Annotated in this window: 14 protein-coding genes; 9 read left to right on the top strand and 5 right to left on the bottom strand. The window is 67.4% G+C overall.

The window, feature by feature from the left end; all coding sequences use genetic code 11:
* The first annotated feature begins 78 nt into the window (after window positions 1-78).
* The 4 genes from ACCQ12_RS05950 (at window position 79) to ACCQ12_RS05935 (ending at window position 6523) form a co-directional block, all read left to right on the top strand.
* Complete coding sequence (locus tag ACCQ12_RS05950) at window positions 79-657, top strand: (2Fe-2S)-binding protein (RefSeq protein ID WP_104581140.1); 579 nt, start codon at window positions 79-81, stop codon at window positions 655-657.
* Entirely contained in the window at window positions 630-1718 is a 1089-nt protein-coding gene (locus ACCQ12_RS05945) for an FAD binding domain-containing protein (protein ID WP_372383159.1), read from the top strand. The genes ACCQ12_RS05950 and ACCQ12_RS05945 overlap by 28 nt, the downstream gene beginning before the upstream one ends.
* Window positions 1715-4012 (top strand): xanthine dehydrogenase family protein molybdopterin-binding subunit, encoded by a 2298-nt coding sequence (locus ACCQ12_RS05940; RefSeq protein ID WP_372383158.1) that lies wholly within the window; start codon window positions 1715-1717, stop codon window positions 4010-4012. Before ACCQ12_RS05945 ends, ACCQ12_RS05940 begins: the two co-directional genes overlap by 4 nt.
* Window positions 4013-4237: 225 nt before the next feature.
* Window positions 4238-6523 (top strand): glycoside hydrolase family 3 N-terminal domain-containing protein, encoded by a 2286-nt coding sequence (locus tag ACCQ12_RS05935; protein ID WP_372383157.1) that lies wholly within the window; start codon window positions 4238-4240, stop codon window positions 6521-6523.
* Between the two features lie 260 nt (window positions 6524-6783).
* Here ACCQ12_RS05935 and ACCQ12_RS05930 read toward each other — a convergent pair whose 3' ends face one another.
* Both ACCQ12_RS05930 and ACCQ12_RS05925 read right to left on the bottom strand, forming a co-directional pair.
* On the bottom strand, window positions 6784-9318 hold the full coding sequence (locus tag ACCQ12_RS05930; RefSeq protein ID WP_372383156.1) for an excinuclease ABC subunit UvrA: 2535 nt from the start codon (window positions 9316-9318) through the stop codon (window positions 6784-6786).
* 115 nt (window positions 9319-9433) lie between these two features.
* Complete coding sequence (locus tag ACCQ12_RS05925; RefSeq protein WP_047695851.1) at window positions 9434-10072, bottom strand: HD domain-containing protein; 639 nt, start codon at window positions 10070-10072, stop codon at window positions 9434-9436.
* A 148-nt stretch (window positions 10073-10220) separates the two neighbouring features.
* Here ACCQ12_RS05925 and ACCQ12_RS05920 point away from each other — a divergent pair, with 148 nt between their 5' ends.
* Window positions 10221-10967, top strand: a complete 747-nt coding sequence (locus tag ACCQ12_RS05920; RefSeq protein ID WP_166744063.1) for an EAL domain-containing protein — start codon at window positions 10221-10223, stop codon at window positions 10965-10967.
* Window positions 10968-11069: 102 nt separating this feature from the next.
* On the opposite strand, the gene ACCQ12_RS05915 is transcribed toward ACCQ12_RS05920, so the two are convergent.
* A complete protein-coding gene (locus ACCQ12_RS05915; RefSeq protein ID WP_166751266.1) occupies window positions 11070-12764 on the bottom strand; it encodes an FAD-dependent oxidoreductase in 1695 nt (564 codons plus the stop codon).
* A gap of 210 nt (window positions 12765-12974) precedes the next feature.
* Entirely contained in the window at window positions 12975-13604 is a 630-nt protein-coding gene (locus tag ACCQ12_RS05910; RefSeq protein ID WP_372383155.1) for an alpha-ketoglutarate-dependent dioxygenase AlkB, read from the bottom strand.
* A 161-nt stretch (window positions 13605-13765) separates the two neighbouring features.
* Here ACCQ12_RS05910 and ACCQ12_RS05905 point away from each other — a divergent pair, with 161 nt between their 5' ends.
* Window positions 13766-14746 carry an SDR family oxidoreductase gene (locus tag ACCQ12_RS05905; protein ID WP_372383154.1) on the top strand — a complete coding sequence of 327 codons (981 nt, stop codon included), beginning with the start codon at window positions 13766-13768 and terminating at the stop codon, window positions 14744-14746.
* A gap of 280 nt (window positions 14747-15026) precedes the next feature.
* Window positions 15027-17381 (top strand): GH92 family glycosyl hydrolase, encoded by a 2355-nt coding sequence (locus ACCQ12_RS05900; protein WP_372383153.1) that lies wholly within the window; start codon window positions 15027-15029, stop codon window positions 17379-17381.
* Window position 17382: 1 nt separating this feature from the next.
* Here ACCQ12_RS05900 and ACCQ12_RS05895 read toward each other — a convergent pair whose 3' ends face one another.
* Window positions 17383-18081: a DUF429 domain-containing protein gene (locus ACCQ12_RS05895; RefSeq protein WP_372383563.1), complete on the bottom strand. Its 699-nt coding sequence runs from the start codon at window positions 18079-18081 to the stop codon at window positions 17383-17385.
* Between the two features lie 212 nt (window positions 18082-18293).
* On the opposite strand from ACCQ12_RS05895, the gene ACCQ12_RS05890 reads away from it, so the two are divergent.
* Entirely contained in the window at window positions 18294-19196 is a 903-nt protein-coding gene (locus ACCQ12_RS05890) for an SDR family oxidoreductase (protein WP_372383152.1), read from the top strand.
* Window positions 19193-20998, top strand: a complete 1806-nt coding sequence (locus ACCQ12_RS05885; RefSeq protein ID WP_372383151.1) for a glycoside hydrolase family 15 protein — start codon at window positions 19193-19195, stop codon at window positions 20996-20998. Before ACCQ12_RS05890 ends, ACCQ12_RS05885 begins: the two co-directional genes overlap by 4 nt.
* The last annotated feature ends 64 nt before the right edge of the window (window positions 20999-21062 follow it).

Here is a 21062-nt window from a genome sequence, read left to right as displayed (position 1 = left end):
TAGAGGAGGTGGTCACTCTGCGTTGACCCCTTCGTCGTCAAGGTGGTGGCCCTCCTCAGCCATCGCCACGGGGTTCGCATGAATGCCACGCCCGCCACTGCCCATGAAACGGCACCGGCCACCGCCACTGCCCCTGCGCCGACTTATCCGGTGAATCTGCGCATCAACGGCCAGCCCTATCACCTCCAGCTCGAAGCCTGGGTCAGCCTGCTCGATCTGTTGCGCGACCGGCTCGATCTGACCGGCAGCAAGAAGGGCTGCGACCACGGCCAGTGCGGTGCCTGCACGGTGCTGGTCGATGGGCGCCGCATCAACAGCTGCCTGACCCTGGCGGTGATGCAGGACGGCGCCGACATCACCACCATCGAAGGCCTGGCCGATGGCGAGCAATTGCACCCGTTGCAGCGCGCCTTCATCGACCACGATGCCTTCCAGTGCGGTTACTGCACGCCGGGCCAGCTGTGTTCCGCGGTGGGCCTGATCAACGAGGGCAAGGCGCACGATCGCGATCAGGTGCGCGAGCTGATGAGCGGCAATCTGTGCCGTTGCGGTGCCTATCCGCAGATCACCGATGCGGTGATGGAGGTCCTGGGCAAGCCCGGCGACAGCCGCGACAGCGCCACCACGCCGTGGACGCCCGGGACGGTGCCGGCATGATTCCGCTCAGCTACGCGCGCCCGGACAGCATCGATGCCGCGCTCACCGCCATCGCGCCGCGTGGGGATGATCCGCATCCGGTACCCGCAGACGCGCCGGTGCGGTTGATTGCCGGCGGCACCAACCTCACCGACCTGATGAAGCTGCAGCTGATGCGGCCCAGCAGCCTGGTCGACATCAACCGCTTGCCGCTGGACAGCATCACCACGCTGCCGGAAGGCGGGCTGCGCCTGGGTGCGCTGGCACGCAATGCCGAGACCGCCTACCACCCGGAGGTGGAAACACGCTATCCGTTGCTGAGCGCGGCCATCCTGGCCGGTGCCTCGCCGCAGATCCGCAATATGGCCAGCAATGGCGGCAACCTGCTGCAGCGCACGCGCTGCATGTATTTCTATGACCGCGCCACGCCCTGCAACAAGCGCGCACCGGGCACCGGCTGTTCGGCCATTGGCGGGCTCACCAAGTACAACGCCATTCTCGGCGCCAGCGCGCACTGCATCGCCACGCATCCTTCGGACATGTGCGTGGCGTTGGCAGCATTGGATGCGGTGGTGCATGTGCAGGGCCCGCAGGGCGAACGCGCCATTGCCTTCCCTGATTTCCATCGCCTTCCCGGCGACCATCCGGAGCTGGACAGCACCCTGGCGCCGGACGAGTTGATCGTGCACATCGACCTGCCCGACGCGCAGCGCTTTGTCGCCCACAGCGCCTATCTCAAAATCCGCGAGCGCCTGTCGTATGCGTTCGCGCTGGTGTCGGTTGCCGCCGCGCTGGATCTGACAGAGGACGGCAGCATCGGCGAGGTGCGCGTCGCGCTCGGCGGCGTGGCGCACAAGCCATGGCGCAATCCCGCTGCCGAGGCGCAGCTGGTGGGCCTGCCCGCCAACGCCGAGACCTTCGCGCGTCTGGCCGATGCGCTGCTGCAGGGCGCACAGTCGCAAGGCGAAAACGGCTTCAAGCTGCCGCTGGCGCGCCGCGCCATCGTGCGCGCACTGGAGGTCGCACGCGAGGGCACCATCGACAACCGCGGGCGCACCAGCGCGCTGGAGGAATCGCCATGAATGCACGCAGCACCGACCTGTCCAACACCGAACTGACGCCACCGGTTGCCGACCAGGGCACCGGCTTTCGCCCCACCGGCACCGGTGTCCCGCGCATCGACGGGCGCGCAAAGGTCACCGGCCAGGCACGCTATGCCGCCGAATGGCCGGTGCCGGACCTGGCCTATGGCGTGGTGGTCAGCAGCAGCATCGCGAAGGGAACCATCATCGGCTTCGACCTGGCAGCCGCGCGTGCGGTACCTGGCGTGCTGGACATCATCACCCATGAAAACCGTCCGCACATGCGCGGCATGGACCTGTTCTACAAGGACATGACCGCACCGGCCGGCTCGCCGTTCCGCCCGTTGTACGACAACACCGTGCTGTACAGCGGGCAGCCGATCGCCTTGGTGGTGGCCGAGACCTTCGAAGCGGCGCGTCACGCCGCGCATCTGGTGCAGGTGGACTACGCCCAGGAGCCGCACGACACCAACCTGATGACCAATCTGGACCGGGCGCACAAGCCCAAGGCGATGAAGGCCGGCTTCTCGCCGCCGCCCAAGGACAAGGGCGAGCCGGACACCGCGTTCGTCAATGCCGCCTGCCAGGTGCAGGGCGACTATTACAGCGGCGTGGAGCATCACAATCCGATGGAATTGTTCGCCTCCACCGTGATCCGTGAGGCGGACGGCCACTTCACCATCTACGACAAGACCCAGGGCTCGCAGAACAGCCGTTGGTATGTGTCGCACGTGTTTGGCCTGAGCAAGCGCAAGGTCACCGTGCGCAACCCGTATGTGGGCGGCGCCTTCGGTTCGGGCCTGCGCCCGCAATATCAGCTCGCATTGGCGGTGATGGCCTCGATCCTGCTGGATCGCTCGGTGCGGGTGATGCTCACCCGCCAACAGATGTTCACCTTCGGCCATCGTCCGGAAACCGTGCAGCGGCTCAAGCTCGGCGCCGACCGCGACGGCACGTTGCGGGCGATCTGGCACGAGGCCATCGCCGAAACCTCGCGCATCGAGGATTACGTGGAGGTGGTGGTCAACTGGAGCGGCCAGCTGTACGCCTGCGACAACGTGCATCTGGGCTACAACCTGGTCAGCCTGGACCAGTACAGCCCGATGGACATGCGCGCGCCCGGCGCCACCCATGGCGTGCATGCGCTGGAAGTGGCGATGGACGAGCTGGCCTACGAGGTCGGTATCGACCCGTTGGCGTTGCGGTTGAAGAATTACGCCGAGGTCAATCCGGCCGACGACAAGCCGTTCTCCACCAAGGCGCTGCGCGAGTGCTACCAGCAAGGTGCCGAACGGTTTGGTTGGGCGCAGCGCCCCATGCAACCGCGTGCGCGCAAGGAAGGCAGCGAGTGGGTGGGCTGGGGCATGGCCACCGGGCAGTGGGATGCCATGCAGATGTTTGCGCGTGCGCACGCCGTGCTGCATGCCGATGGCCGCCTGGTGGTGAGCAGCGCCGCCAGCGATATCGGCACCGGCACCTACACGGTGATGGCGATGATCGCCGCCGAGGCGCTTGGCCTGCCGCTGGAACAGGTGACCTTCCAGCTGGGCGATTCCACCCTGCCCGTCGCGCCGATCGAAGGCGGCTCCTCGCATGTCAGCACGGTGGGTTCGGCCGTGGATGGGGTCTGCGGTAAATTGCGTACCAAATTGTTCCGGTTGGCGCAGGCCTTGCCCGACTCGCGCTTTGCGCGGGTCAAGCAGGACGCTGTGGTGTTCGCCGATGGGGCCATTGCCTTGCGTGGCGATGCCGGCAGTGCGATCGCGCTACCGGCGTTGCTGCGCGCGGCCGAGCTGGAGCAGATCGAGGACAAGTTCCTGCTGCTGCCCAACGTGCTCAAGCAGCGCAAGTACACCCGCGCCACGCATGGCGCAGTCTTCGTGGAAGTGCGGGTGGACGAGGAGCTGGGCACGGTACGGGTGACGCGTGTGGTCAGCGCCATTGCCGCAGGACGCATCCTCAACCCCACCACCGCGCGCAGCCAGATCATCGGCGGCGTGGTGTGGGGCATCGGCCAGGCCCTGCACGAACACACCCAGTCCGACCATCGTTTCGGGCGCTTCATGAATCACGATCTGGCGCTGTACCACGTTTCGGCCAACGCCGACATCCACGACATCGAGGTGATCTTTGCCGACGAAGACGACCGCGTGGTCAGTAGCCTGGGCGCCAAGGGCGTGGGCGAGATCGGGCAGGTCGGCGTGTCGGCGGCCATCTGCAATGCGATCTTCCACGCCACCGGCAAACGCATCCGCAGCACGCCGATGACGCCGGACAAGGTGATGGCGGACTGAGCGATTGGCCGCGGATGCGTCCATCCGCGGCGTGACCACGACGGCAACGCACGGGCTCGACATTGCAGGATGTCGGGCCCGTCGCATCTTGCGACTACACCGCTGGCACTGCGCGTTGCACAGGCCAGCCCCTCCGAAGCGGCCACATCAAATGCGAACGCCACCGGCGCGAATGCCGCGGCGCTGCTGTAGCGTGAGCGGACCTCCGCCCACCGCAAGGCTCGTATGGCACCGCGCACCACCCGTCGACAGTTGCTCCGCGGTGCGGCCACGCTGGCCGTGCTCAGCCGGGTCCCGAGCGCTTGGGCGCTGCCGCACGCCCCTGCGCGCGGGCCGGCCTTCATCGAAGACCTGATTGCACGCATGACGCTGGAGGAAAAGGCCGGCCAGCTCAGTCTTTTCAGCTCGGCAGAACAGATCGACAAGGCCATCGTCGCCAACCCGATCCACAAGGACGCGGCCGGCCGCACCCAGCTGGCGGCAGCGCGCGCCGGGCAGCTGACCGGGGTTTTCAACGGCTCCAACGTGCGCTGGCATCGGCAGTTGCAGCAGGCCGCCATGCAGAGCCGGCTGAAAATCCCGCTGGTCTTTGCCGCCGACGTGATCCATGGCTACACCACGGTCTTTCCGGTGCCGCTGGGCGAAGCGGCCAGCTTCGAGCCGGAGCTGGCGCAACGCACCGCGCGTGCCGCCGCGATGGAAGCCAGCGCGGTCGGCATCGACTGGACATTCGCGCCGATGGTGGACATCGCCCGCGATGCCCGTTGGGGCCGCGGGGTGGAAGGCGCCGGCGAAGACGTGCAGCTGGCGCAGCAGTTTGCGCAGGCACGCGTGCGTGGCTTCCAGGGCGAGGCCGGGCTGGCGCATGCCGATGCGCTTGCCGCCTGCCCCAAGCATTTTGCCGCCTATGGCGCGGCCGAAGGCGGCCTGGACTACAGCCGCGTGGACATCTCCGAGCGCACGTTGCGCGAGGTGTATCTGCCTCCGTTCCAGGCCGCCTTCGACGCCGGCGCGGTGACCACCATGGCCGCGTTCAACGCGCTGTCGGGTGTGCCGGCAACCGCCAACGCCTGGTTGCTGGGCACGGTGCTGCGGCAGGACCTGCAGTATCGCGGCCTGGTGGTGTCCGACTTCACCGCCGACCAGGAACTGGTGGCGCATGGCGTGGCCGCCGACGACCGCGACGCGGCACGGCTGGCGTTTCTGGCCGGCGTGGACATCAGCATGGAGAGCGGCCTGTATCTGCGCCATCTGCCCGCGCTGGTGGCCGCGGGCGTTGTGCCGATGCAGCGCCTGGACGCCTCGGTGCGCCGGGTGCTGGGTTTCAAGGCGGCATTGGGGTTGTTCGACGACCCGTTCCGGCGTCTGCAGCCGGCACGGGCGCAGCCGCGCCAGCGCCAGGCAGACACGCTGGCGCTGGCGCGCGAGGCCGCCTGCAAGTCGGTGGTGCTGCTGAAGAACGAGCGCGCGCTGCTGCCCCTGCAGCGCAGCGGGCAACGTATTGCGCTGATCGGGCCGATGGCGCGCGACTGGGTCAACCACGCCGGGCCATGGAGCCTGTTCGACCAGGAAGACCGCAACAACACCGTGGCCGCGGCCGTGGCGCGTGCCATGGCCGACCCGCAGCTGCTGCAGGTGGTGGACGGGTGCGGCTTCGACCAGCCGCTGCCAGGCGGCGTGCAGGCCGCCGTGGCGGCCGCGCGCACGGCCGACGTGGCCCTGCTGGCGGTCGGCGAGCCGATGACCTACTCCGGCGAGGCGCAATCGCGGACCGAGATCGTCCTGCCGGACGTGCAACAACAACTGCTGGCGGCGGTGGCGGCCACCGGCACGCCGGTGGTGTTGCTGCTCAGCACCGGCCGGGCGCTGGCGCTGCAAGGCCCGGCGCTGCAAAGCGCAGCGATCCTGGTCACCTGGTTCCTGGGTTCGCAGGCCGGCAACGCGATGGCCGACATCCTGTTCGGTGCGCAGGCACCCAGCGGCCGCCTGCCGGTGAGTTTTCCGCAGGCGGCGGGCCAGGTGCCCTACACCTACGCGCATCCGCCCAGCGGCCGGCCCAATCTGAACCCGGCCACCTTGCAGCCGTACACCACGCATTACCGCGACGTGCCCAATACGGCGCTGTTCCCGTTCGGCCATGGCCTGACCTACGGCCGCATCGACTACAGCGACCTGCGCCTGAGCGCACCACAGCTGACCGCCACCAGCCGCCTGCAACTCAGCGCGCGCATCGGCAACCGCGGCAGCCGCGATGCAGACGAAGTGGTGCAACTGTATGTGCGCGACCGCACCGCCAGCGTTACCCGCCCGGTGCGCGAGCTCAAGGGCTTCCGCAAGGTCAGGGTGCCGGCCGGCGCTAGCGTCGAGGTGCAGTTCGAGCTGCGCCGCGAGCACCTGCTGTTTGTCGGGCAGGCCATGACGCCGACCGTGGAGCCCGGTGTGTTCGATGTCTGGATCGCGCCGTCGGCCGAAGCCGATGGCGTGAGCGGCAGATTCGAACTGCTGGGATGAGCGCGGCGATGTCGCCGCAGTCGTTGCGCGTTGCGTTGCACTTGATTGCAGAGCCCGGGCATTGCAGCGGCGGCGGCAGCATCGCAACACGCGCCGGCTGTTGACGCAGCGGCCGGCCGGCGGCCACCCAAGGCATCAACGCGATACGTCGGCGCCAGCGTGCGCGACCACACTGGCGGTGCGCACTGCGTACGCGCATCCGGCGCGCTGCATCGCCGGCACACGCAGCCTGCGATGGCGGCCACCGGCGCCAGCCCTGCCTATTTCCCGGCCAGCACCTGCGCCAGAAACGGCGCCGTGCGGCTGCCACGCTGCCGCGCAACCTGGGCCGGCGTCCCCGCCACCACCACGCTGCCACCGCCCCCACCGGCGCCCGGCCCCATGTCCAGCACCCAGTCGCTGCTGGCCGCCACGCGCATGTCGTGCTCGACCACGATGACCGTATTGCCGGCATCCACCAGGCCCTGCAGCTGGGTCATCAAGGTGTCCACGTCGGCCGGATGCAGGCCGGTGGTGGGTTCGTCCAGCACATAGACGGTGTCGCGGCGTTGCGCACGCTGCAACTCGCTCGCCAGCTTGATGCGCTGCGCCTCGCCGCCGGAGAGTTCGGTGGCCGGCTGGCCCAGGCGCAGATACCCCAGCCCCACTTCGCGCAACACCTGCAGCGGCCGCACCACGCTGGTGTCGTCGGCAAAAAAGTCGGCCGCCTGATCCACCGTCATCGCGAGCACCTGCGCAATGGTGTGCCCGCGCAGTTCGATCTCCAGGGTCTTGGCGTTGTAGCGTGCGCCGTGGCAGGTGGGGCACGGCGCATACACGCTGGGCATGAACAGCAATTCCACCGACACCGAGCCCTCGCCTTCGCAGGTGGCGCAACGACCCTTGGCAACGTTGAAGGAGAATTGCCCGGGGTCGTAGCGCCGGCGGCGGGCGGTAGGCGTGGCGGCAAACAACTTGCGCACCGGGTCGAACAGGCCCGTGTAGGTGGCCAGATTGGAGCGTGGCGTGCGGCCGATCGGCTTCTGGTCCACGCGTACCAGCCGGCGCACCTGCTCCAGCCCGCCCACGATCGCCCCACCCAACGGCAGCTGCGTGCCGCGCTCCAGCGGGTCCAGTGCCTCGTCTTCGTCTGCCGGCGTGTGCCCCAGATGGGCCGCCAGCAGTTCCACCAACGCCTGGCTCACCAGCGACGACTTGCCCGAGCCGGACACACCGGTGACGGTGGTGAACACGCCCAGCGGCAGATCCACGTCCAGCGCGCGCACATTGTTGCGGGTGATGCCGCGCAGCTGCAGCCAGCCGGTCGCCGCGCGCGCGCGGCTGTGCACCGGTGGCGGCGTGCCGAACAGATAGCGCCGCGTGGATGAGGCCTGCACCTGTTCCAATCCGGCAGGCGGGCCGCTGTACAACACCTGCCCGCCATGCACGCCGGCGGCCGGGCCCACATCCACGATCCAGTCGGCGTGGCGGATCACGTCCACCTCGTGCTCGACCACGAACACCGAATTGCCGGCCGCCTTGAGCTGATCCAATGCACCCAGCAGCGCTTGCGCATCGGCCGGATGCAGACCCGCCGATGGCTCGTCCATCACGTACACCACGCCGAACAACTGCGAGCGGATCTGCGTGGCAAGCCGCAGCCGTTGCAGCTCGCCCGGCGACAGCGTGGGCGTGCTGCGTTCCAGGCTCAGATAGCCCAGCCCCAGCGCCTGCACCACGCCGATGCGCGCGCGCAGGTCGGCAGCGATACGTTGCGCGGCAATCGCCTGCTCCGGGTGGCTGGCAGCGCCCTTCCTGCTGCCTTGCGTGCGCACATCGGCCTGCGCGGCCGGGCGCAGCAACTCGGCCACCTCGTCCAGCGGCCGGCGCGACAGCTCGCCGATATCCAGCCCGGCAAAGGTCACCGACAGCGCCTCGCGGCGCAGCCGCTTGCCATCGCACTGCGGGCATTGCGTGCTGATCAGGTACTGCGCCACGCGCTTTTTCATCTGCGCGCTCTGCGTGGTGGCAAAGGTGTGCAGCACATAGCGGCGCGCACTGGTGAAGGTGCCCATGTAGCTGGGCTCTTCCTTGCGTTTGAGGGCGCGCTTGACCTCGGCCAGGCTGTAGCCGGCATATACCGGCACCACCGGCTGTTCGTCGGTGTAGAGAATCCAGTCGCGGGTCTTCTTCGGCAGGCTGTGCCACGGCACATCCACGTCGTGGCCAAGCGTGGTCAGGATGTCGCGCTGGTTCTGCCCATGCCAGGCGCCCGGCCAGGCCGCCACCGCGCGGTCGCGGATGCTCAGGCTGCGGTCCAGCACCATGGTCGCCTCGGTGGCGTCGTAGATGCGGCCCAGGCCGTGGCAGGTGGGGCAGGCGCCGGCCGGCGTGTTCGGCGAAAACCCGTCCGCGTAGATGATGTCCTGCCCCGGCGGATACTGGCCCGCACGCGAATACAGCATGCGCAACGAGTTGGAGATGGTGGTGACGCTGCCCACCGACGAACGCGCACTCGGTGCGCCGCGCGCCTGCTGCAACGCCACCGCCGGCGGCAGGCCATCGATGGAATCCACCTCCGGCACGCCGACCTGGTCGATCAGCCGCCGTGCATAGGGCGAGATGGAATCCAGATAGCGCCGCTGCGCCTCGGCAAAGATGGTGCCGAATGCCAACGACGACTTGCCCGAACCGGACACACCGGTGAACACCACCAGCGCATCGCGTGGAATATCCACATCCACATGCTGAAGATTGTGCTCGCGCGCACCGCGCACGCGCACCAGGCCGGAAGAAGCAGACATTGCGTTGGACATGACGGTAAAACCAGATCGACAAGGCCGCAGCCTAGCGTGCGCGGCATGCAGCCGATGTCAGCGCTTGCGGCCGGTGCTGATCACCCAGTGCTGATCGACCAGCGCGCGCCCGCGCTCAGCCCGGTGCGTGCGCCGGCAGCGCCTGCTCGCCGTGGTCGGCCAATGCCTGCATCCGCGCAACCACGCCGCTGAACAGGCGTGCGGTGGCGGCGTTGCGGCTGCGGAAGATCTCTTCCAGCGCGGCGTAGTACCACAGCGTGCCGTCGCGGCCGGCGGTGAACACCTTGAAGATGTCCTGCCCCACCGCCGGGTTGTCCAGGTCCTGCACGATGGTGCGCGCGTTATAGAGCTTGTCGCAGCCGGACACCAGCAGCGCGCGCTCGGGCGTCTTGCGTAGGTGCTCCAGATAGGCCAGCTTGCGTTCGCGCCAATCGCGCTTGCGCGCACGCGCGCTGTTGTCCACCTCGGCCTTGTCTTCGGCGGTGGCGTCGGTGCAGGCCATCACGATGTCGGCCACGGCGTCGCCGAACTGCGCGCGGATCGAGGCCTCGTGGCCGCCACCGCAGTCTTCCACCACGTCATGCAGCAGGCCGGCAATGGCCTGCTCTTCGTCGCCACCGCATTCCAGCACCAGTGTCGACACGCCCAGCAGATGGCTCAGATACGGAATCTGCGTGCCCTTGCGCACCTGTCCGGCATGGGCAATGCGCGCGTAGTCCACGGCCAGGGCGTAGCGTTCGGTAAGAGCGGTCATGGGGCGTCCGATGCGAGCGATGGTGACAGTATCGCCGAGCCCGACCACGCGCGCAGTGAGGATGCTGCGATGGGCGGTGCGCCCTCAATGACGCGCTGTTGCGGCCGATAGGACTAGGCTCGACCCACGCCGCATGATGGACCACGCCATGACCCAGATTCCTGTTTGCAACGCCTGCCGCGACGGCCAGGAATTTCCCACCGCCATCACCATGGCGTTCCAGCCCATCGTCGATGTCGCCACGCGCAGCCTCTATGCCGGCGAAGCGCTGGTGCGCGGGGTCAACGGCGAGTCGGCCGGCAGCATCCTGGCGGCGGTGGATGCGCGCAACCGCTATGCCTTCGACCAGGCCTGCCGCATCAAGGCGATCGAATGCGCCGCGCAGATCGCACTCCCCACGCTGCTGTCGATCAACTTCATGCCCAATGCGGTCTATAACCCCGAGCATTGCCTGCGCGCCACGCTCTCGGCTACCGAGCAATACGGCTGGCCGCTGGATGCCATCATCTTCGAGGTGAGCGAGCAGGAGCACCTCACCGACCCGGCCCACCTGCTCGACATCCTGCGCACCTACCAGGCCCGCGGCCTCAAGACCGCCATCGACGATTTCGGCGCCGGCTACGCCGGGCTCGGCCTGCTGGCCGACTTCCAGCCCGACCTGCTCAAGCTCGACATCGCCCTGATCCGCGGCGTCGACACCAACCGCAGCCGCCAGGCCATCGTCCTGCACGTCACCCGCATGTGCGAAGAACTCGGCATCACCGTCATTGCCGAAGGCATCGAACAACCCGACGAATCCCGCGCCCTGCGCGACATGGGCATCCACCTGCAGCAAGGCTACCTGTTCGCCAGACCGCAGATCGGCGCGCTACCGCAGGTGCACTGGCCGCAGTAAGCAGGCGCATGCCAATCGCGCCCCCATCGGCACGAGCGCAACACACCATCCGCACCCGAAGACATCCCCCGGCACGCAAGCCGATTCCCGATTCCCTATTCCCTATTCCCCAGCACTGGCAAGTTCAGAGACCGGCACCGGGTTGGCCTGATGCGCCAGGTATTGGTGGACCTGCGCCACCACCGCCGCGCCCTCGCCCACGGCCGCAGCCACGCGCTTGACCGAGCCGGCCCGCACATCGCCGATGGCGAATACACCCGGGCGATTTGTTTCCAGCGGCAGGCAGGCCGGCACGCCATCGCCGCGCGCGGTGCCGGTAATGACAAAACCGCGCTTGTCGGTTTCCACGCAGTTCTGCAGCCAACCGGTATTGGGGTCGGCACCGACGAACAGGAACAGGTGGCGCAACTCCACCCGTGTGGTCGCACCATCTGCGCGGGTGCGCAGGACGGCCGCCTGCAGGCCGCGATCGGGGTCACCGTCCAGCGCGGCCACTTCGGTGCCGGTATGCAGCTGCACGTTCGGCAACGCAGCGATGCGCTCGATCAGGTACTGCGACATCGACGCTTCCAGCCCGTTGCCGCGGATGATCAGGTGCAATTCCTTGACCCGCGGCGCCAGGAACGCCACCGCCTGCCCTGCAGAATTGCCGCCGCCCACCAGCGCCACCACGCCGCCCTCGCACAGGCGCGCTTCCACCGGCGAGGCCCAGTACGACACGCCGTGGCCTTCGAAGCGCTCCAGCCCTTCGATGTCGGGGCGTCGATAACGCGCACCGGACGCAATCACCACGGTGCTGGCCAGCACCTGTTTGCCATCGGCCAGGTCCAGATGCAGCGCACCGTCGTCGCGCCCGCATTCCAGCGTTGCCGCTTCGAGCGGGATGGCCAGCTCGGCGCCGAATTTCAGCGCCTGGTTGTACGCACGCCCGGCCAGCGCCTGCCCGGAAATCCCGGTAGGAAAGCCCAGATAATTTTCGATCCGCGCCGAGGCGCCCGCCTGCCCGCCGATGGCGCGCTGATCCAGCACCAGCACCGACAAGCCCTCCGAGGCCGCGTACACCGCCGTCGCCAGGCCTGCAGGGCCGGCGCCCACAATCGCCACGTCGTAGCGCTTGTCCGGGTCGATGTCCGGGGTCATGCCCAGGCAATGCGCGGCCTCGGCATCGCTGGGCTGGCGCAGCACGCGGCCACTGGGGCACACCATCACCGGCAGGTCGTGCTCCTGGATGCCCAGCCGCTCCACCAGCGCGCGGCCGTCGTCGTCGGAGACATCCATCACCGTGTTGGGGTAGCCGTTGCGGGTCAAAAAGCCCTGCAAACGGGTCAAATGTGGGTCGTCCGGCTCGCCAATCAACACCGAGCCGGAGGCATCGCCTTCGATCAGCCCCACCCGGCGCAGGATCAGCGCACGCATCACCACTTCGCCCACTTCGGCCGAGCTGATCATCAGCGCGCGCAGATGTGCAGTGTCGAACGGCAGCGCCAGGCAACCGTCCGGCCCGGCGCGCCCGGCCGCCAGCGACGCGCGCCCGGCCAGCTGGCTCACCTCGCCGGTGAACTGGCCGGGCGTGTGCAGCGTGATCGGTTTTTCGTTGCCCAGGCCGTCGCGGCGCACCACTTCGATGGCGCCTTCCAGCACCACCCACACCGGCGCGTGCGCATCACCCACTTCGAACACGGTCTCGCCAGCGCCGAACCGCTGCGCCGGCCCGCTGGCAAAGCGCCGCGTGATTGCCAACTGGCCCGCATCCAGCTCGGGAAACATCTGATGGTGGCGGGTCTCGTCCAGAGGCATGGATCGGCAGCGTTTGAAGGGGGATTGCATGCAAGCATGCGCAGTGGTGACGGCAATGGCAATCACTCGAAATAGGCACGGCAGCGCATGACACGCGGCACACGCGCCGCAAGCGCACGCGAGCGGAGGTGGCAGCCGATTGCGCACGGCCGCGTCCTGGCGCTTGCCTGCGCAGGCGAGCGCCACCGGGCCATCACATCTGCACGCGCATCACGGCGACGGCGGCTCCCAGTGCGGGCCATGCCGGCCTGCGGCCATGCGCTCTGCCGGGCGCACGCGAAACACCACACTCAGGCGTTCGCCCACCGAGCGGCTGGTCTTGGGAATGCCATGGGTATGCGTTCGCTGCGACGCATGGCTCATCGCCAGCAGACTGCCCGGCGCCAGCTCCAGGCCGATGGCGCGTGCATGGCGAGTGTTGGCACGCAGGTTCATGCGTCGCGGCGTCCCCAGTGACACCAGCGCAATCGGATACGGCGCCACCAGCGTCTGCAGCGTGTCGTGATGCATCGCCACGCTGTCGCGCCCGTCGCGATACAGGTTCAGCCCCACCGCGTTGTACGGCGCGGGCACCACCGCCTGCACCGCATCGAGCAGGCAATGCAACGGCAAGCCGGCAGGCAACGCGTCATCCAGCCGGTAGGAGGCCAGCAGGCGCGGCACCTCGACCATACGGTCGTACATCTCGCGCCGCTGGCTGCGCCAGTCCGCTGCATCGCGCAGCGCGTCGAAGCACGCCTGTGCCAGCGCCGGCGCAAGCAGCTGCGGCCAATAGCGCACGCCGCCTTCGGCATCGTCCAGCACCTGCAAGGGCGTGGTGGCAGTGTCGAACAGATCCATCGCTGCCATATGCGGGCGGGCGCAGGCGATTTCAGCACCACGCCCGCGTCACGCCGTGCAGCAACCCGACCAGTTCAGCTTCACGCAGCGGTACGCAAACAGCCGCGTCGTGTTCACGCCGAGCGATCAAGCATGCCTGTCCAACGTTGTGGAGCTCTCGCATGCATCGCACTTCTCCTGCCCACGTGGTGATCTCCGGCGCCTCCAGCGGCATCGGCCAGGCCACTGCCGAAGCCTTTGCCGAACACGGCGCGCGCCTGGTGCTGGCTGCACGCGGCGAAGACGCCCTGCAGGCCGTTGCCGAACGCTGCCGCGCACGCGGCGCCACCGTGCTGGTGGTGCCCACCGACGTCAAGCATGCCGACCAGGTCAAGGCACTGGCCACCGCCGCACAGAGTTTTCTGGGCCGCATCGATCTGTGGTTCGGCAATGTCGGTGTTGGCGCGGTGGGCAAATTTCACGAGGTGCCAATCGAGGCCAGCGCTGCGGTCATCCACGCCAACCTGCTGGGGCGCATGCACGATGCGCACGCGGTGATCCCGATCTTCATCGCGCAGGGCCATGGCGTCTTCGTCAACATGATTTCCTCCGGCGGCTTTGCACCTACGCCGTATGCGGCAGCGTATAGCGCCAGCAAGTTCGGCCAGCGCGGGTTTTCCGAAGCGCTGCGTGCCGAGCTGGCCGACTACCCGCGCATCCATGTCTGCGACGTGTACCCGTATTTTGTCGACACGCCCGGCCTCACCCACGGCGCCAACTACGTGGGCCGGCGTCTGGGCGGCCCGCCGTTGATGCTGGACACCCGCACCGTGGCTGCAGCGGTGCTGCGCTTGCTCGACCGTCCGCGCGCCACCGTCGTGCTGGGCGCGCCCGTGCACGCAATGCGCGCCGCACACGCACTGGCGCCCAATCTGCTGGCCCGCCTCACCCATCGCGTGTTTACGCGTTACTTCGCGCAGGCACCACGCGTGCTGCAATCCAGCGGCAATGTGCTCGGCCCGCCGGCCATTGCAGGAGGCATCGACGGCGGCTACCGCAGGCGCGCGGCAGCGCATCCACGCTCGCCCCGCAACACGCTGGTGATCGGCGCGGCAGCAGCGGGGCTTGCGGCCCTGGCCGTACTGGCGCTGCGGCGACGGTGAGGCGCTCTCATCCTGCTGCCGCAATGGCTGGGCAACGCATTGCAGGCGATAGGCAGTAGGGGCGATTGGCTGGCAGGTGCACACCTACCGTGTGCAACGGATACCCAGCCGGCAGCGTTGCCTACAGCGGCGTCCTTGCCGCTCTGCGTTGAAGAAGTCTGGCTGGTGTCTGGTCGCGTGGCGAACCCAACCGGCAGCGCACTGCTGCCTGCACCGCACCCCTGTGGCCCGCCAGGACGCTGTGCTACGGTCCGGCGCTGCATCCGCCGGAGCCATTCGCATGCCGCATCGATTGATCGCATCTCCTCGTCTGCGCTGGCTGCTGCTGTTTGCCAGTCTTGCGGCCATCACCGGCAACGCGGCAGCCCGCACGGCCGAGTCTGCCTTTGCCGCCGTGGACCCATTCATCGGCACCGGTGGCGAAGGCCACACCTATCCCGGCGCCACGGTCCCGTTCGGCATGGTGCAGCTGAGCCCGGATACGCAGATCAAACCGCGCAAGGAGGCCTATGGCTGGGCTGCGGGTTACCGGCATAGCGACACCACCATCGTCGGGTTTTCGCATACGCATTTTTCCGGCTCCGGGCATTCGGACCTGGGCGACATCCTGCTGATGCCGCAGGTGGGCGAAATCAAGCTCGAACGTGGCGATGCGAACACGCCCGGCAGCGGCTACACCGCGCAGTTCGATCACAGCAGCGAACAGGCACAGCCCGGCTATTACGCGGTCACCCTGAAAGACCGCAACATCCGCGCCGAACTCACCGCCAGCGCGCGCGTCGGCGTGCACCGCTATCAGTTTCCAAAAGGCGCACCGGCGCATGTGCTGGTCGATTTGCGCACCAGCCTGTACGACTACCCGGGCAAGGTGCAGTGGTCGCGGTTGCGCGTGCGTAGCGATGGCACCGTCACCGGCTTTCGCGAAACGCGCGGTTGGGCGCCCGGCCGGCAACTGTATTTCGCCATGCGGTTTTCGCGCCCGCTCACTGCCACGCAACTGCACGACACCGAGCAGGATATTGCATACAAGGGCTTTCCGCCGCCCGGCGCGAACAACCCGGCGCAGCGCGCGCAGATCGAAGGCCGGCAACTGGTGGGCGTGTTCGATGTGGCCAACGACGGCACGCCGCTGGTGGTGAAGGTTGCGCTATCGCCGGTCAGCGAAGCCGGCGCCATCGCCAATCTCGATGCGGAAGTGCCGGGCTTCGACTTCGACCGCGTGCGCGCCGATGCGCGTGCGCAATGGACGCAGGCGCTGGCGGCGATCGATGCACAAGGCACGCCACAGCAACGCACCCAGCTCTATACCGCGCTGTATCACACGCTGCTCGGCCCCACATTGTTCATGGACAGCGACGGCCAGTATCGCGGGCCGGATAACGCCGTGCATCACGCCAGCGGCTGGACCAACTATTCCACGTTCTCGTTGTGGGATACCTATCGGGCCCTGCACCCGTTATTGACCCTGGTGCAGCCGCCGCAACGCAGCAGTGACATAGTCAACTCGCTGCTCGCCGCACGCCGCGACAGCCCTTACGGCATCCTGCCGGTCTGGGCATTCCACGGCCTGGAAACCTGGTGCATGATCGGCTACCACGCGGTGCCGGTGATTGCCGATGCGTACATGAAGGGCATCGGTGGTTTCGACGCCGACGAAGCCTTGCAGGCGATGGTGGCCAGCGCCGACTACGGCCCGTACGACGGCATCGCGCAATACCGCGAGCTCGGCTATGTGCCCATCGACGAAGAAGGCGAAGCGGCGTCCAAGACGCTGGAATACGCCTTCGACGACTGGACCATCGCGCGCATGGCCCAGGCGCTCGGCAAGCCGGAGATCGCCGCAGAGTTCAACAAACGCGCCGGCAACTGGAAGCACGCCTTCGACCCGGCCACCGGCTACATGCGTGCGCGTACCCGTGCCGGCAATTTTCGCGAACCGTTCGATCCTTCGGCTAGCGGCTACGGCAGCGACTACACCGAAGGCAATGCATGGCAGTACTCGTGGTACGTGCCGCAAGACGTGGCCGGGCTGGCCGCCGCGCATGGCGGCGGAGACAAACTCCTCGCGCGCCTGGATGCGGTGTTCGACGCCAAGGTCGACCCCAAGGTCTTCGAGCACATGGAAGACATCACCGGGCTGATCGGCTGGTATGCGCATGGCAACGAACCCAGCCACCACGTGGCCTATCTCTACGCTTACGCCGGCCAACCCTGGCGCACGCAGGCGCGCCTGACCCAGATCATCGGTAGCCAATATCACGCCGGACCCGAAGGTTTAGCCGGCAACGACGACCTTGGCCAGATGTCAGCCTGGTACGTGTTCACCACGCTAGGCTTCTACCCGGTGGCGCCGGGCAGCAATCAATACATCATCGGCCGCCCGTTCCTGCCGCGCGCCACGCTCAACCTGCCCAACGGCAAGCGCTTCAGTATCGTCGCCGATGGCTTGAGCGCATCACGCCCGTATATCGGCAGCGCCACGCTCAATGGCCAGGCCTTGAACCGCGCCTACCTGACGCATCAGGAGATTCAGGCCGGCGGCGAGCTGCGTTTCCGCATGCAGGCCACGCCGAATCAGCAGTGGGCAACGGACCCGGCGCAACGGCCGTATTCGATGTCGGCGCAGCCACGCTGACTCAGTAGTAGATGCCCATGCGCAGCCCGCAGGCGTCGCGCTCGACCACCGCCGGCAGGCTGCCGGCGGTGCCTGCCGCGATCCGCTGCGCACTCCAGCAGGCCGCCAGGGCGTCCAGCACATCGTCTGGCTGCGCGCAGGCACGCGGCACGCGTTCCAGCAGCGAGGCAACGCGCGCCGCGCCGTAGTGGTCGCCTAGCAACCGGCAGCGTTGCCGCTGCCCTTCGCTGCTTTTCTTCGCTGCAGCCAGGCCCGGCCCGCCGGCAAGCGCCGCAAACGAGACTTCCGGATGCACCTCGAACACCCGTGCGGCCCATGCGGGGTCTGCCCGCAGGGCGTCGTCCCAATCGCGGATCTTGGGCAGCAACGCAAACGACTGCACGCCAAAGCCACGCTGCTTCTCATGATCCAGCACGCGATGCAGCGCAGAGGCTTCCGCTTGGGTGCGTGCCTGCAAGATGCCGCGCAACGGCGCAGCAAAGATGCTGCACGCACGCCGCCCGCCCACGAATCGGCGTGCCTGCGCATCCGCCACGCGCGGTGCGTGCTCGCTCAGCCCGATTGGGATATCCACGCCTAGCACGTCCACCGCAGGCAGGGCCACTGCCAGCGCAGCCACGCTTGGGTAATAGGCAAATGCCAGCAGGTCGCCGTTGTCCCACACGGCAATCCAGCCACTGCGCGCCCCATCGACGCCCACACACCAAGGTTGTTGCACGGCGACAGATTCTCTTGTGTGAAAGATGGACGAGGTGACCTTGGAGTGACGCGCACACAGCGTCGTCGCGTCACGCGTTCACATGATGCACAAGTTTTTTTCACCCGTGCACAGCAGCGGCGTTCCCACACTGGGCGGCATCGGTGCGCTGTGTCCGCGCGTACCGCGCCATCCCCCACTGCAGGAGTCCGTGCATGTCCAGCGCGAAGAACCAGTACGAAATGCAAAACCCCCTGACCCAATTCCCGCAGCCGCAGTTCCCGGAGCAGACCCAGGACGCGCCCGGTACCGTCCATGCGCTGCAACCCAAGGCCGACCACGGCGAGCAGAGCTATAAAGGCTTTGGCCGCCTGCTCGGCCGCAAGGCGCTGATCACCGGCGCAGACTCGGGCATCGGCCGTGCCACCGCCATTGCCTATGCACGCGAAGGCGCGGACATCGTGCTCAATTATCTGCCCGAAGAAGAACAGGACGCCGCCGAAGTGGTCGAACTGATCAAGGCCGAGGGTCGCAAGGCGATCCCCATCCCCGGTGACCTCAAGGACGAAGCATTCTGCAACGAACTGGTGGCGCGTGCGGTCAACGAACTGGGCGGGCTCGATCTGCTGGTCAATATCGCCGGCAAGCAGACCGCCATCAAGGACATTGCCGACATCACCACCGAGCAGTTCGACGCGACCTTCAAGACCAACGTATACGCGATGTTCTGGTTGTGCAAGGCGGCCATTCCGCATCTGCCGCCGGGCGCGTCCATCATCAACACCGGCTCGATCCAGTCCTACCAGCCCTCGCCCACCCTGCTCGACTACGCCTCCACCAAGGCGGCCATCGTGAACTTCACCAAGGGCCTGGCCCAGCAGGTTGCGGAAAAAGGTATCCGCGTCAACGCGGTCGCACCCGGCCCGGTATGGACGCCGTTGCAGCCCAGCGGTGGCCAGCCGCCGGAAAAGATTCCGGATTTCGGCTCGGAAACGCCACTCAAGCGTGCCGGCCAACCGATAAAAATGGCACCGCTCTACGTCATCCTGGCCACGCAGGAATCCAGCTACGTCACCGGTGAAGTGTTCGGCGCCACCGGCGGCCTGCTGTTGTCTTGAGCCGGCCCGACGCGCAGTTCAAACGCGATGCCAGCGGCAGCTTGCCGATCGCTGCCTATGCAGCGGTCGGCGACGGGCGTTCGGTCGCCCTGTGCGGCGCCGACGGCAGCATCGACTGGTGGTGCGTGCCGACGATGGACTCGCCCCCACTGTTCGATCGCCTGCTCGATGCGGGCGCAGGCGGCTATTTCGCTCTGGCGCCGCGCGCCCTGCAGCAGGTAAGCCGCCGCTATCGCGACGGCAGCAACATTCTGGAAACCATCTTTACCACCGACACCGGCAGCGCGCGCCTGACCGAGTCGCTCAATAGCGGTGAAGCAGGCCGCCTGCCGTGGTCGGAGTTGGCACGCCGTATCGAAGGCATCGACGGCGAGGTGCGGTTCGATCTGGTTTACCGCCCCGGCACACGCGCCGGCGAGGCGACGCCCTGGCACAGCGAAACGCCCAACGGCCGCGTGCATCACATCGGCCCGTTGATGACGATGCTGCGCTTCGACAGCGCCGCCGTCGATGTCACCCACTGCGACGATCGCGGCGTGCATGCCACGCTCACCGCACGCGCAGGCGAGACACACGTGGTCGCCCTGCTGGCTGCCGAAGACGATGCCCTGCCAGTGCCGTCGCTGGCCGATATCGACGGGCGCATCGATCGCAGCGACGAAGAATGGCGCGAATGGAGCGGCAATCTGCGCTACGACAACGGCTATCGCAACGAGGTGATCCGCTCGGCATTGGCGCTGAAGTTCCTGTGGTTTTCCCCCACCGGCGCAATTGCCGCGGCGGTGACTACCTCGTTGCCGGAGCAGATCGGCGAGAACGGCAATTGGGACTACCGCTACGCCTGGGTGCGCGATGCGGCATACACCACCAAGGCATTTTTGCGCGTGGGCGCATTGGCCGACGCCAAGGCCGCTTTCAGCTGGCTGATGCGCACCATCCGCCGCCACCGCCCCGGCGTGCGGCCGTGCTACACGCTCGATGGCGAATTGGTGCCGGACGAGCGCGAGATCGACATCCCCGGCTACCGCAACACCCGCCCGGTGCGCGTGGGCAACACCGCCAACAACCAACTGCAGCTGTGCCTGTATGGCGACATCTTCGAGATGGCAGCGCGCTTTCTGGATGCCGGCCACATCCTGGACCAGGAGACCGCCCGCCAGCTGTTCGAACTCGGCAACGAATGCGCCAACACCTGGATGCGCAAGGACGCCGGCTTCTGGGAACTGGAGGCCAACGAGCACTACACCATGTCCAAGGTGGAATGCTGGCTTGCATTGCGCCGCGCCAGCGAACTTGCAAGGGCCGGGCACTTGTCCAGCGCCATGCTGCCGCGTTGGGAGCGCGAACAACAGCGCATCCTCGACTGGATCGACACCCATTGCTGGTCGGACGCAAAACAGTCGTACACCTTTTACGCTGGCACCGAGGACCTGGATGCCAGCCTGCTGCTGGCATCGCGCTTCGGCCTGGGTGGCCCACGCCGCGCGCGCATGATTGCCACACGCGAGGCCATCCGCAAGGAACTCGCCACCGGCGCGCTGGTGCACCGCTACAGCGGCATGCAAAACCGCGAAGGCAGCTTCACCGCCTGCGCCTTCTGGATGGTGGAAGCCTACGGCCTGCTCGGCGATCGCCAGGAAGCCAGGCAATTGTTCGAGTGCCTGCTGGAGCAGCAAGGCAACGACGTCCACCTGATGCCGGAGATGGTGGATGCCGCCACCGGTGAAGCCTTGGGCAATCTACCGCAAGGCCTGAGTCACCTAGCGCTGATCCACGCGGCGCTCGCTGTGGATGGCGTATAGGCCCGTGAAGTGGCAACCCGCGAAGCGCGCCGGAATAAGCGCGGCGCATAACAGCTGGCAAGCA

The sequence above is a fragment of the Xanthomonas sp. NCPPB 1068 genome (assembly GCF_041479385.2).
Lineage (GTDB): Bacteria > Pseudomonadota > Gammaproteobacteria > Xanthomonadales > Xanthomonadaceae > Xanthomonas > Xanthomonas cannabis.
Note: the sequence above shows the minus strand (reverse complement) of the source record. Positions and strands in the feature narration are given on the sequence as shown.